Below are 14,248 nucleotides of genomic sequence, written 5' to 3'. Positions count from 1 at the left end.
GATGTGAGCATAGCGCTGTGCATTAATGAAGGATTCTGTCATGTTCTCTCTTGGTTTCATAGGCAATGCAACTCCTGTTGTAGCCATGATTTAAACGCATTGATTCTTAATGCGCGAGAAGAGGTTGGGTCACTAATGACCGAATAACGAATCCCCGGCTTGAGGCCAATATCGAATGGCTTCACCAATAAGCCACGTTCGACAAAGTCCGCCGAGATACTTTCTGTTGCGAGGCAGGCTCCATGCCCAGCAATGACCGCATTCATTGCCATATCAAACGTACTGACTTCCATCCATAGCAGTCCCTCTTTTGCTGCATTGACGTTGGCACATTGAAACCAACTCTGCCAGTTAAAAGACGCCAAATCGAAATCAATTAACCAGCATTTAAGCAACTGCTCGGGGTGGGTAAACTGAATCGACTCTGCGAGTTGTGGAGAGCAATAAGGAAAAATTGCTTCTTCAAATAGGGTATCTTGCTCCAAATCGAGGTGTTCGACACTCTCATCCCCTTGCCAAATTAAGACATCGGTTTCGGAATGGCGAATATCGATCACTTTGCTATTTTGGACGCGGATAGGGATATGAGGAAACGCCATCGTGAACTTCCACAACCTTGGCATTAACCAACGAGTTGAAAATGAGCGAGGCGCACTGACATTTAATATTCCTTCCAGCGGTTCATTTTGAATTTGGTTCAGTCCGGTAATGATACTTTTAAACCCGATATTGACGTGTTTATGGAGGATTTCCCCTTTGTCGGTGAGGTGCATTTCACGACCACGTCGTATGAACAGCTTACAGCCTAAGCGCTGCTCAAGTTGACGCAGTTTTTGGCTGATGGCGGCTTGAGTGACATGCAGTTCTTCGGCCGCTTTACTGTAGCTTTTAAGGCGAGAGGCGGATTCAAAAAAACGCAGTGCAGAAAGAGAGCGGAGTCGATTATCCATAACTTGTGCTTATAGTTCCTGTAACCAATCGTCGTTGGTAATGAGAGAGCGTTGTTCTGATAATAACGGTATTGAATCAGTGAGCAAAGATGAAATAATGACGGCGATAAGATGGATTTCAAAACAAATAACGGATTATATAAATGTTATCCTTCCTTTCACAACGAGAAGTAGACCCGTTATGACGCTCAGTACCCACCTTAAAAACGATATTGGGTTATCACTCGAAGAGCAAGGAAATCGAGATCATCTTAGATTTTTATAAGCTGTTCTAATGGGGCAATGAGGTTGTCTCGATAGTATGAATATGGATCATCGTTTGAGTTGGGGGAGACCTGGCCAAATTTGGTGACGTGAAGAGGAGTAGAATATGGACATTATCATTGATGATCTTGCGAATGGTCAGGTCATTGGTTTGCTTGAAGAGCACCTTAGCGATATGTATGCGATATCACCACCGGAGAGTGTTCATGCGCTGGATGTTGAGCGTTTACGCTCACCGGATATTACGTTTTTTAGCGGCTGGGTTGAGGAGAGATTGTATGGATGTTTGGCTATGAAGCAACTGACATCACAACATATTGAGCTCAAATCTATGAGAACCTCTCAATTTGCTAGAAACTCGGGGGTGGCAAGTGCGCTATTAACACATGCTTTGGCGGTGGCGCGTGCCAAGGGGGTCCAGCGAGTCAGTTTAGAAACGGGGTCACAAGCGTTTTTTAAACCGGCGAGAAACTTATATAAAAAATTTGGGTTTTGTTATTGCGCCCCTTTTGCCGACTATCAAGAGGATCCGCATAGTCGTTTCATGACGAAAGTACTCTAGGTTGGCGCGTCATTCGCCGTGAGAATCTGTCGAATTTTATCGCGAGACACACTGAAAAGACGGTTTACGCCGTCTTTTTTCTGTTCTTTTTCCTCAATAAGACTTCTTTATCACAGTTCTCGAGAACGAACACGTCACTCATCGAATAAAACGGATACGTGACGCACCGCAACCCTCTGGGAATTATGTCTGATGCAGATTGCTTCAATTTTTTTGGATTTGTAAATAATCCAACATATTATTTATAAAGCAGCGATTCACATCATACTGTTTTCCATTTACAAAGAAAAATGGTGTTTATTTACGAATATAATATCCATTTATAAATTTATTAGTCGGTGTGATCAAAAGCTCAATCGTGAAATATTAAATATCGATTAATAAAAAAGATAATTGGCGAAGGGAAGTTATACAGTGAGAATGGCTGATAATAGTCTCAATCATTGTGGATAATAAAATGGCGTCAGTAACTTTTAAAAATGTGAACAAGATATATTCTCACGATGCGCATGTTGTTAAGGATATCAACTTAGACATCGAGAGCGGGGAGTTTGTCGTATTTTTAGGCCCTTCAGGATGTGGTAAATCCACCACACTGCGTATGCTCTCCGGGTTAGAGTCGATAAGCTCTGGGGAAATTCTGATTGATGGGGTGGTCGTGAATGATCTGAATCCCAAAGAGCACAATATTGCGATGGTGTTTCAAAGTTACGCTTTATACCCGCACATGAATGTTGCTGAAAACATTGGTTTCTCACTCAAAATGGAAGGCAAAAAGAAAGATGAGATTGAAAGAGAAGTGAATCGAGTTGCGGAGATGCTGCAACTGACGCCTCTACTCAGGCGCAAGCCGAGAGCACTCTCCGGTGGCCAACGGCAAAGGGTGGCAATGGGCAGAGCCATGGTTCGCACGCCCAATGTGTTTTTATTTGATGAGCCGTTATCCAACTTGGATGCAAAACTTAGACATTCGATGCGAAGAGAAATCAGAAAGTTACATGAGAAATATTCCAAAACGACGGTTTACGTGACGCATGATCAAATTGAAGCCATGACGCTTGCGGACAGAGTGGTCATTCTACGGGATGGGGAAATTGAACAGGTAGGGACGCCTTACGAGGTCTACCATAAGCCCAGCAGTCAGTTTGTTGCCAGCTTCATTGGTACGCCAACAATGAATATGATGAAAGGTCAACTGCAACGTGAGGGCGAACAATGGGTTATTGTATTAGGCGATCAAAAAGTCGATTTAGGTCAGTCCTTTGCAGACTCTCTCGATGGTGAAAGCGTGACTTTGGGCCTACGCCCCACCGATATTCATACCAGCGAGCGCGATGGCCGTATTGCTCTGACCGTCTCGGTCATCAATAGCGAACTCTTGGGAAGTACCCAACAAATAAATGCCACCATGGCACAGCAGCCGCTCATCGCTGAAGTTGACGCCGATTTCGAGCTTGATGAATCAACATCAATGAACATTTTCTTCGAGCCAAGTTGTTGCCACCTCTTTAATCAATCAGGTCAGGTGCTCTAAATACGTTGAGGCTAATGGTACTGACTCCGTCTGTTTTATTATTGCAACTAAGTCTGGGGGCGAACAATTAAATTGAGATTGGAATCTTTATTATTTAGCTGACTAAATTAAATTGTTCATAAAATAACAGTGATAAAAGGAATGAAATCCGATATGTGATGCATGACATAAAGAGAGGCTCTTTCTATTGGTTATTAATGAAATACTTTCTTGTGATATTTTTTATGCAGAGCTTAGTCACATAAGGAAAATATCGTAATAACACTTTCAAATATTCGTAATTGTGATGAGCTTGCTTACGAATAATATGGCGTTACAAACAATATTAATGACATAGATTGTGGTGGGAACATGGCATCAGTTCAATTTCGGAATTTGATTAAGAACTATGGTGAAACAGAAGTGGTGAAAGGGATTAACCTGAATATTCTCCATGGTGAATTTATTGTCTTATTGGGACCATCAGGCTGTGGTAAATCAACAACCCTGCGGATGTTGGCAGGCCTTGAAGAAATAACGGATGGTGAGATTTGTATTGAAAATGAAGTGATCAATGAGCTTCATCCGATTGAACGCAATATCGCCATGGTATTTCAAAGCTATGCGCTGTATCCCCATATGACCGTTGAAGAAAATATGGCGTTCGCATTGGAAAACTTGGGTTTCGACAAAGCCACTCGTAAGCGCATGGTTGCTGAAATTGCCGATATTTTAGAGTTAACGCCATTGTTATCGCGTAAACCTAAAGAGCTGTCCGGTGGGCAGCGCCAACGTGTTGCGATGGGGCGTGCCATGGTTCGCAGCCCGGATGTGTTCTTATTTGATGAGCCGCTTTCGAACTTGGATGCGAAACTTCGTGGTCAAATGCGCTCAGAAATCAAACTGTTACATGAGCGAACCAAAACCACGGTGGTGTACGTCACTCATGATCAAATTGAAGCCATGACGCTTGCCGATCGTATTGCCATTTTAAATAACGGTGTGATTGAGCAGATTGGTTCTCCAAAAGAAATCTATAACCGTCCTAACAGTAAATTTGTCGCCAAGTTTATTGGGACGCCAGAAATGAACATCTTGGAAAATCTCGGCGAGGAGGTGGCATCGTTTATTTTCCCATCAACGGTTGAGCGAGTTGGGGATGTTCAGTCTTTGTCGGTTGGTATCCGCGCTCAAGACTTGCACTTAGCTTCCACAAAAATAGAGGCCGCCAATTTGGGGTCGATAACCGTGCAATTGAGACAGGTTGAACTCATGGGCGCGGTCAAACATATCGAGTGTTTATTTGGTAATAAAAGGATCATTGCTGAAGTGCCTTATAGCGATGAAAAGATTCGTGACAACTTTGAACTCTACTTCGATAAAAACAAGGTTCATGTGTTTGATAAAAACAACAAGGTCATAATCCAATAAGGAAAAATCATGAAAAAGAACATCATTGCTTCTGCCATTACCCTTTCGGTTTTTTCTGGGGTAGCGTTTGCCGCTCCCACAGAGATTACGGTTGCCTCTTTCCCTAATTTCAATCAGGTCGCGGAAATTGCGGTGCCTATGTTTGAGAAGAAATACCCAGACATTAAGGTCAAGGTTGTGACCCTCGCGTATGCCGATCATCATAATGCGATGACGACGGCGCTCGCCACAGGAGCCAATCTTCCCGATGTGATGGGCATAGAATATAGCTATGTGGGTCAGTTTATTGAAAGTGGCGGTTTGGAAGATTTATCGACCTATGGTGCCGGTGAATTTACCGACAAATTGGTGCCTTACTCTGTCGCGCAAGCCACCAACTCACATGGTGTTCTTTCTGCCATTCCCGCGGATATTGGCCCCGGTGCGACCTTTTATCGCAAAGACATTTTAGATGCAGCGGGCGTCAGTGAAGAAGAGTTACTGAAAGATTGGGACTCGTTTATTCAAGCGGGTATCAAGGTGAAAGAAAAAACCGGCAACTACCTGATAGCCAATGCCGTCGACATCAAAGAAATTTTTATTCGTTCAAATCTTAAAGATGGTGAAGGGCTGTACTTCGATAAAGATCAAAACATTCTGGTAAACACTGACCGCTTCAAAGAAGCATTCCGCTTAGCGAAAAAAGCGCGAGAGGCGGGGATTGATGCCGAATTGAATGCGTGGTCAAACGAATGGACGGAAAGCTTACGTCGCGGCAAAGTTTCTGTACAAATGATGGGCGCTTGGCTCGGTGGCCACCTGCAAGATTGGATTGCTCCCGATGCCACTGGCTTATGGCGAACCTCGCAACTTCCAGACGGAGCAATGGCGAGCTGGGGTGGATCCTTCTATGCGATTCCTAAAAAAGCCGAGCACAAAGCCCAAGCTTGGAAATTCATTAAGTTCATGGCAACCAATAAAGAGATTCAGCTTGCGGGCTTTAAAGAAATCAATGCATTCCCTGTGCTGACGTCGACTCACAATGATGATTTCTTCAGTCAAAAAATTGCGTATTTAGGTGGTCAAAAAGCGCGTTTGATTTGGCGTGAAGCCACCAAGCATATCCCTGCATTGACGGTGGACCGCTACGATGAAGTGGCTCGTCAGGTCGTGAATGATGCGTTGGAAAAAGTGCTGGAAAAAGATGCCGACATTGATCAAGTACTGGCAAAAGCAGAGAAACAAATCAAACGTCGTGCTCGTCGTCGTTAATGAATCGGTAATACCGGGGCGGCATTGCTAGCCCCGTGTCATGTAGCAATTTTGGAAATCATTCTATGACAACAATGACTCGTCCACTTAACGCCTCCAGACGTAGAAACTTCTGGTTAAGAAAAGGGAATAAGATCGCGCCCTATATTTATATTTGTCCTTTCTTCATTATTTTCGGTGTCTTTGGGTTATTCCCGCTGCTTTTCTCTTTGTATTTGTCTTTCCACTATTGGGAGCCCGCCGCCGGTCTAGCCTCGATGGAGTGGGTCGGGTTTGAAAACTATGTGTTTGCGCTTGAGGATGATTGGTTCCAATCGTCGCTATACAACACCTTTATCATCGCGTTGAAATCAGGCATTCCACAGCATGCGGTGGCATTGCCGCTGGCCTATTTTATTCATACTAGCTTTAGGCGGATGAGAAATACGGTGATTGGTATCTACTTTGTGCCGTACATTACCTCAACGGTCGCGATTTCTCTTGTTTTTACAACGCTGTTCTCACGCGACTACGGCATCATTAACCAAGTACTTACCTCGTTGGGCAATTTTACCATCGCGGATATGAAAGTGTTGGCGTGGTTGTTTCCAACCGAGAACATTGATTGGTCACGTCCTGCGTATACCAAAGACATGATTTCATTTGTCGTGTTCTGGCGCTTTGTCGGTTGGAATACGGTGCTGTATTTGTCCGCATTACAAACCATTCCGAAAGATCTTTATGAAGCGGCCACTATCGATGGCGCCAATAAGTATCAGCAATTCTGGCACATTACGCTGCCGATGTTGAAGCCCATGGCCTTTTTTGCCGTCACACTGACGATCATCGGTAACCTACAACTGTTTGAAGAACCGTTCATCATCACCGGTGGTACTGGGGGAATTGAGCAGGCTGGGAAAACCGCCGCAATGCATATGTACATTACCGCCTTTGTGGAAAATGATTTTGGTACCGCATCCGCCATTTCTTGGATTCTCTTTATGATTATCGCATGTCTAACTTGGCTGAATAGTAAATTATTAGGTGGGAGAAACGACTAATGAAATCCATCGGAAAAGATAAGCTGATCGCCTATATCATCGTCTTCATTGGTGCGATTATCATGCTGACACCTTTTTATTTTATGTTCATTTTCTCATCGCATTCCAATACGGGTATTTTATCCGTGCCGCCGCCTATTACGTTTGGCGATTACTTGGTAACTAACTTCAACACACTGTTGGAGTTCCTACCTTACTTCTGGCACAACTTGGCGTTAAGTTTGTTTATTGCCATTGTGGTCACGGTATTGAACTTGTTGTTTTGTTCTTTAGCCGGTTACGCGTTCTCCATGTTTGAATTTCGGTTTAAAAACGCGTTATTTGTCATGATCATGGCGACCATGCTGATCCCTCCTTTCCTTGGCATGATTCCGACCGCGATGGTGATGTCTCAGTTAGGCTGGATGAACGACCCTAAGGCCTTGATTGTGCCTGCAGCTTGCGGCGCGATGGGCATTTTCATGATGCGTCAGTTTATCTCCAGTTCTATTCCTAAAGAGCTGGTTGAGGCCGCACGTATGGATGGATGCCGCGAGTTCAAAATTTACTATCGTATTATCGTCCCGTTAATTTTGCCTGCGTTTGGCACCTTGGGGCTGATTACCTTCATCGGAACGTGGAATAACTTTATGGGGCCACTGGTGGTTATGAACGACATGAAAATGTTTACGGTACCACTGGCACTTCGTGCTCTCCAAGGGACAGGGCAAGTGCCATGGGGAGCGGTCTCTATTGGCGCAAGTATTTCGGTCTTACCGTTATTACTCCTGTTTGTGATCGCCTCGCGACGTTTGATCGATGGGTTAACGTCAGGCGCGGTTAAGGGCTAATTTACAGGGCAGCTTGGTTTATTTTTCCGCTGATTTGAGCTGCCCTTTTTTATTGCACTGAGTCTTTTTTAGGGCATGCAACACAAGGTGTAACGACCTTTGCTTCGTTGTCGATTCGTCCTTCCAATCCAGAGAATCTCATCATGACAGACATTTACCAGAACAAACACGCAACGATAGAGGAGCGCGTGGCCGATCTATTGAGTCGCATGACCATTGAAGAAAAAATTGGACAGTTGACCCAACTTCCAGCCAGTGTGGAAGGCAATACGGAGAAGCTGGAAGAGTGGCATATCGGCAGTTATCTTCATTGTACTGGTGACACGGCAATACGGCTGCAAGAGCGGGCGGCGAAAACTCGGTTGGGAATTCCCCTCATCTTTGGTATTGATGCCATTCATGGTCACTGTTTCGATAACGATGCGACGGTATTTCCGACACAGCTTGCGGCGTCATCCAGTTGGGATCGTGAGTTAATACGAGATATGGCGAAAGTCACGGCGAAAGAAGTGCGTGCTACGGGAATTCATTGGACATTTTCCCCAGTACTGTGTGTCGGGCGAGATGCACGTTGGGGACGGATTAATGAAACGTATGGCGAAGATGCGTGGCTGATCGGTGAAATGGCTGTTGAGGCCATCAAAGGCTATCAAGGAGAACGTTTCTCCAGTCCAGATTCTATCCTAGCTTGTGCCAAACATTATGTGGCCTACGGTGAAACGGTGGGTGGGCGAGATGCTTATGAAGCCGATGTGTCTCGCCGTAAGCTGAAAGCACTGTTTTTACCTCCTTTCAAAAAAGCGGTACAAGAAGCCCATGTTGCGTCTCTTATGGCTGGGTATCACGCTAATGATGGTGTTCCGTGTACCGCCGACAAATGGTTGCTGACGGATGTGGCGAAAACCGATTGGGGTTTGGATGGTTTTATTGTCACGGATTGGGAGAATGTGACCTCTTTGTATACCAAGCAGAAAGTCAGCGCCTCAATTGAGGAGGCCTGCTATCGCGCGCTAGTCTCGGGCAATGACATGATGATGTCGACAGTCGAGTTCTACGAAACCGCGGTGCGTCTCGTGAAAGACGGACGAGTGGATGAGGCGGTGGTTAATGATGCCGTCATTCGCATTCTCACCAAAAAATTTGCGCTCGGTTTGTTTGATGACATGCGATTTTATTGTCCGGACCGCCATGAGGTTCTGGGTATTCCAGCCCATCGCGATCTGGCACTGCAAGCCAGCCTCAAGAGCATTGTCATGTTGAAAAATGATGGCATTTTACCCTTAACTCCGAGCAAGGATCTTCGCGTGTTGGTGACGGGGCCTAACGCGGATGATGTCATCGCTCAGCTCGGTGATTGGTCGTTTGGTTCGATGCAGGCAGGGGCGACGGATGATCAGTTTCATCGAGACAAAACGGTGACCACCCTCCAAGCTTTTCAAGCCGCTGCAAAGCATTACGGCTTTCAGGTTGAGTATGTGAAAGGAGCCGATTGTCTCGACGAGGAGTTTGAACAAGTCGCAGAGTTAGATCGGGCTTTAGAGAACGCGGATGTGGTCATTGCTTGTGTTGGTGACACGTTAGCGCAAAACGGCGAGTTTCACGATCGAGCCAATCTTGACCTTACGGGAAAACAGCAAGCTTTATTAGAACGTATTAAGGCGGCGGGGGTACCCCTGATCGTTAATTTGGTGGCTTCTAAGCCGATGACGATTCCTTGGATTGCAGAGCATGCCAATGCGTTGTTGTGTGGGTTTAATTCTGGCACTCAAGGCGGAGAAGCAATAAAGCGCGTCGTATTTGGCGAGTATAATCCGTCGGGTAAACTGACCATTTCTTTTCCCTATCATGTCGGGCAACTGCCTGTGTTTTATAACAAATATGAAGGCTGGCATGCACAACACTCACAACATACCGAATTCAAAGAGCGCTATATCGATATGCCAGAGCAGCCCCTGTTCTGCTTTGGTGAAGGCCTCTCATTTAGCCAGTTTGAATACCGCGACATCGCTCTAAAGCAACGTGTCATTGAGCCGCATAGCGATATTGAGTTGTCACTGACCGTGACGAACCAATCGGATATTGACGGTACTGATATTGTGCAGGTGTATTTCAATGATCATTTTTCCTCCGTGACCACACCGATAAAAACGCTCTGTGGTTTTCAACGCGTGGCTATTGCTGCGAAGGAAAGCGTTGAAGTGACCATGACGGTGAAATTTTCTGATCTCGCTTTGGTGAATGCGGAGCTTGAGGAGGTGGTAGAGGCTGGGGCCTTTAGTTTAATGGTTGGTGCCTCTTCCAAGGATGAAGATTTGCATACATTAGACTTTGAAGTCACACAGACGACCACTGTCTCATCATAGCGAGACTCGTGAGCAAGTCTCGAGGAGGTATCGGACAGACTCTCGCTTACGAATATTCATATTGAATTTATTAAAAATGACTATTTTGACGATTTTCAAAAAATCGCCAGTCACCTTGTAATACCGTGCTTAAAGAAACATCGTGGGGTCTCTAGCCATGGGTAATAAGAGCCTCAAGGAAGACATTCGCAATGACTCGATCGACATTAAATGCATCAAGTTATCCGCATCGATTAGGTGAATATATGAAGTATAAGAATCCCTCTCTTTCGACAGCAGAACGTGTCAGAGACCTGCTTTCGCATATGACCGTTGAAGAAAAATTGGCGCAAATGGGCGCGCAATGGTTAATCCTCGATCCCGCCGGAGAGCATCAAGAACGTGAGCTCGAATTGTCCAGTGAGCATGTCGAGCGGTCGGTCAAAGACAAGCTTCAACATGGGTTAGGTCAGATTTCACGTCCACTTGGTACACATACGGTTGATGCGGTTAATGGGGTCAAAGCGCTTAACCAATTACAACACTATTTAGTTGAAGAAACGCGACTGGGGATCCCAGCCTTAGCCCATGAGGAGTGTTTGGTTGGATTGATGGTGAAAGGGGGCACGTTATACCCTTCTTCGTTAAATTATGGACACACATGGAACCCGACACTGGTTGAAGAGGCGGCCAAGGATATTGGGCGACAAGCGCGCATGGTAGGCGCTAAACAAGGACTTGCACCGGTCTTGGATGTCTCGCGCGATGTGCGTTGGGGGCGAACCGAAGAAACATTGGGTGAGGATCCTTATCTTGTCGGCGTCATGGCCAGTCACTACGTGAAAGGTTTACAAGGTGAGCACCGTGATCTTTTCGCCACGCTCAAACATTTTGTCGGGCACTCTGCCAGTGAAGGGGCGCGCAATCATGCGCCAGTTAATATCGGATTTAAAGAGCTCAATGATACCTTCCTACTCCCGTTTGAAATGGCGGTAAAATGGGCGAATGCGGGATCTGTTATGCCTGCTTATCATGATATTGATGGTGAACCTTGCCACGCTTCCCATTTTTTACTGACCGAGATATTACGTGAGCAATGGGGCTTTGATGGTTTGGTGGTCGCAGATTATGGCGGCATTGATTTACTGAGCTCGCATCACTCGGTAGCCCAAAACAGCGCGAGTGCGGCCGCGCTTGCCTTTAACGCCGGGTTAGATATTGAATTACCCGATGACGCGTGCTCAACAAAACTGGCAGAGGCTTTACGAAACGATTGGATTACGATGGAAAAAATCGATGAGATTGTGGGCCGCATCTTGAGTAAGAAGTTTGAAATGGGGCTATTTGAACATCCGTATACTGATATTCCACAGAGCCCTCTCCATAATCAAGAGAGTCAAAACATTGCTTATCAAGTCGCGAGCGAATCGATTGTTCTGTTGAAAAACCATAATCAGACCTTGCCACTCAAAGCCTCACAGAAAGTGGCGCTGATTGGCGCAACCGCCGATGATCAGCTGGCTTTATTGGGTGGCTATAGTTTTCCGGTTCATCTGATTTTTAGTCAGGAAGACAGCACAGACAAAGTTTCGAAAACGTTACTTGAAGCCTTTCAAGAGCGTTTTGAACACGTGATGTATGCGAAAGGGTGCGATATTTTGACCGAGCGCCATGCCAATGCCCCCGTGTTCCCTGGCGATGTGGACTTGGCGGTTGAGCAAACGGCTCAGTCACCGATAAGTCGTGATCTTAGCCAGATTGAGGCCGCTGTGGCGACGGCGGCTGAAAATGATGTGGCTGTGGTTTGTGTTGGGGACTTAGCGGGCTTATTCCAAACAGGAACAGTAGGCGAAGGATCGGATTGCGATAGCTTGGCGCTTCCCGGCGTGCAGCAGCAAATGCTTGATGCCGTGCTGGATACAGGCAAACCTGTGATTGTGTTGGTCACCGGAGGCCGACCTTATAACCTAGGCCGTGCAGAAGAGGAAGCCTCGGCCATCGTGTTGGGGTGGGCACCGGGTCAGGCTGGCGCGGATGCCATTGCGGATACGTTCGTCGGCAAAAATAACCCGAGTGGTAAACTGACGCTGTCGATTCCTAAAAATGTTGGAGCGGTGCCGTATTTCTATAACCACAAGCTTAAAAGTGCCGGAACGCCGATTGCCTACCACTTCGGCTCGAGTTTCAACTTCGGTCATGGGTTGAGCTACACCGAATTTGCCTACTCCGACTTTAAGGTGAATAAGGACCAGTTCGCTGTGGATGACACGGTTGAATTATCGATGACGCTTACGAATACGGGGCATGTCGCGGGGGCCGAGGTGGTACAGCTGTATACTCGCGATGTGGTATCGAGTGTGGTGCGTCCGGTGAAGGAATTAAAAGGTTTTATGAAAGTCTTCCTTGATGCGGGCGAAAGTAAAACGCTGACCTTCCAATTGCCCGTCGATATGCTTAACCTTACCAATCGCGATCACCAGCGTGTGGTTGAAGGTGGGGAGTTTGAGTTGATGCTTGGTGCGTCCTCGAAGGACATTCATTTCCGCCATCGCATTGAGGTGCTTGGTCACGTCCATGTCCTGCCACAAGCCTGGCGTATGATGTGTGAGGTGAAGGTGGAATAACCTCATAAGGAAAAAGCCGACGATGGTCGGCTTTTTTGTTTTTTAAACCCACTGTTGTTGGTGATGTGTGTTCATGAGGCCTTTTAGATTGATGAGTAACATGGGCAGCACGATGAGTGAGAAGGCAATATTCGATAAAGGAACCGCTAACCAAACACCATCGATGCCGAGGTATTTCGGTAATACGTATAGAAAGGGCACCTGTATTAACATGTTGCCAACCGAGACAAATAGAGCTTGTCTGCTTTTGCCCACCGCGATGAAGTAAACGGACGCCATGAATAAGAAACCATCTAAACACAGTGCAATAAGGTGGAGGTGAACGCCGTTCTTGCTTGCTGCAATTAATGCCGTATTTCCGGTTGTGAAAATGCTGATGAACTGCTCGGGAAAAAGATTGAGCAATATAACCAAGACAATTCCTGAGCCGACGGTCACCGAAAATGCCAATTTAACGGTCTCGATAATGCGTTGGTATTGCTTGGCACCTAAATAGTAGCTCACTGGGGGCTGCAAACCACTGACTAAACCTTCCGCAAAGAAGTAGTAACCGCTCGCTAAGTACCCCACAATCGCAAAAGCGGCGAGTTGCGTTGTATCGCCATACGCCATAAATTGTAGGTTGTGAAACGCCATGACAAAGCTGAAGTAGATGAACATCACTAAGTTGGAAGCACCTAATTGAATGATACGAACCGCAAGGCCAGTATCGAGTTGTTTTATCGCCAATGTCGTTTTGGCTTTGGCGGAGACAAAATACCGTAAACACAGTATGCAGGTGAGCAGTTGCGCAATAAGAGTTGCAATGGCCGCTCCTTGTAATCCCATGTCGAGATAGCCGAGGAAGAGATAATCCAAGACAATATTGGCTAATGCTCCGACAACAATGAATACGGTGGAGAGATTCGGGCTGTCGTCATTGCGAACCAGCATGGGCATCGCACTCGCCCCAACGGAAATCAGTGCGCCGAACGACATGATTTGTACATAATCCCAGCTCATTGCCAGCGTGATGCCTGTTGCGCCTTGCAGATCGAGCATGCTTTGCCCAAACACAATAAAAATCACCGTTGCCAATAATCCAATCAACACCATCAGGCACAGCGACGTGACTAAGGTCGCTTGAGTCCCGCTGAGGTTGTTGTCACCTCGGTAGTGAGATAAGACGCTGCCACCGCCCATTCCAATCAACATGCCAAATCCCATGATGAGGCCTAGCGGCGGGATCGCCATGTTGATTCCTGCTAACCCGGTTGCGCCGACAAAGTGGCCAACGAAAAAACCATCAATGATCTGATACAAGCCGCTGACTAACATGGCAATAATTGACGGAATAGCAAAACGCCAAAAGGCACCAGCGACAGATTGTGATGGTTTAAATTGCGGTTCGACTTGCATAACAAACTATACCCAAGAAGGATTAATTCGGGGATAATATACT

Annotated in this window: 10 protein-coding genes; 8 read left to right on the top strand and 2 right to left on the bottom strand. The window is 46.2% G+C overall.

Annotated elements, in window-relative coordinates; all coding sequences use genetic code 11:
• Window positions 1–56 precede the first annotated feature (56 nt).
• On the bottom strand, window positions 57–950 hold the full coding sequence (locus EAE30_RS18040; RefSeq protein ID WP_123017149.1) for a LysR substrate-binding domain-containing protein: 894 nt from the start codon (window positions 948–950) through the stop codon (window positions 57–59).
• Between the two features lie 370 nt (window positions 951–1,320).
• Here EAE30_RS18040 and EAE30_RS18035 point away from each other — a divergent pair, with 370 nt between their 5' ends.
• The 8 genes from EAE30_RS18035 to EAE30_RS18000 all read left to right on the top strand — a co-directional run bounded on the left by EAE30_RS18035 (window position 1,321) and on the right by EAE30_RS18000 (window position 12,807).
• On the top strand, window positions 1,321–1,776 hold the full coding sequence (locus EAE30_RS18035) for a GNAT family N-acetyltransferase (protein ID WP_123017148.1): 456 nt from the start codon (window positions 1,321–1,323) through the stop codon (window positions 1,774–1,776).
• Window positions 1,777–2,233: 457 nt separating this feature from the next.
• Window positions 2,234–3,310 carry an ABC transporter ATP-binding protein gene (locus EAE30_RS18030; protein ID WP_123017147.1) on the top strand — a complete coding sequence of 359 codons (1,077 nt, stop codon included), beginning with the start codon at window positions 2,234–2,236 and terminating at the stop codon, window positions 3,308–3,310.
• Window positions 3,311–3,661: 351 nt separating this feature from the next.
• Complete coding sequence (locus tag EAE30_RS18025; RefSeq protein ID WP_123017146.1) at window positions 3,662–4,720, top strand: ABC transporter ATP-binding protein; 1,059 nt, start codon at window positions 3,662–3,664, stop codon at window positions 4,718–4,720.
• Between the two features lie 9 nt (window positions 4,721–4,729).
• On the top strand, window positions 4,730–5,971 hold the full coding sequence (locus tag EAE30_RS18020; RefSeq protein ID WP_123017145.1) for an ABC transporter substrate-binding protein: 1,242 nt from the start codon (window positions 4,730–4,732) through the stop codon (window positions 5,969–5,971).
• 74 nt (window positions 5,972–6,045) lie between these two features.
• On the top strand, window positions 6,046–7,011 hold the full coding sequence (locus tag EAE30_RS18015; protein ID WP_164711906.1) for a carbohydrate ABC transporter permease: 966 nt from the start codon (window positions 6,046–6,048) through the stop codon (window positions 7,009–7,011).
• The gene (locus EAE30_RS18010) at window positions 7,011–7,841 is read left to right on the top strand and encodes a carbohydrate ABC transporter permease (RefSeq protein WP_123017143.1); all 831 of its coding nucleotides are present in this window, start codon (window positions 7,011–7,013) and stop codon (window positions 7,839–7,841) included. The genes EAE30_RS18015 and EAE30_RS18010 overlap by 1 nt, the downstream gene beginning before the upstream one ends.
• A 143-nt stretch (window positions 7,842–7,984) precedes the next feature.
• Window positions 7,985–10,204 (top strand): glycoside hydrolase family 3 N-terminal domain-containing protein, encoded by a 2,220-nt coding sequence (locus EAE30_RS18005; protein ID WP_123017142.1) that lies wholly within the window; start codon window positions 7,985–7,987, stop codon window positions 10,202–10,204.
• Between the two features lie 245 nt (window positions 10,205–10,449).
• Window positions 10,450–12,807: a glycoside hydrolase family 3 N-terminal domain-containing protein gene (locus EAE30_RS18000; RefSeq protein ID WP_123017418.1), complete on the top strand. Its 2,358-nt coding sequence runs from the start codon at window positions 10,450–10,452 to the stop codon at window positions 12,805–12,807.
• A 42-nt stretch (window positions 12,808–12,849) separates the two neighbouring features.
• On the opposite strand, the gene EAE30_RS17995 is transcribed toward EAE30_RS18000, so the two are convergent.
• Entirely contained in the window at window positions 12,850–14,205 is a 1,356-nt protein-coding gene (locus EAE30_RS17995) for an MATE family efflux transporter (RefSeq protein ID WP_123017141.1), read from the bottom strand.
• Window positions 14,206–14,248: the final 43 nt, after the last annotated feature.

Source organism: Vibrio zhugei (assembly GCF_003716875.1).
In the GTDB taxonomy this organism is placed as follows: domain Bacteria; phylum Pseudomonadota; class Gammaproteobacteria; order Enterobacterales; family Vibrionaceae; genus Vibrio; species Vibrio zhugei.
The sequence above is the reverse complement of the archived record's forward strand: the minus strand, read 5'-3'. Positions and strand labels throughout refer to the sequence as shown.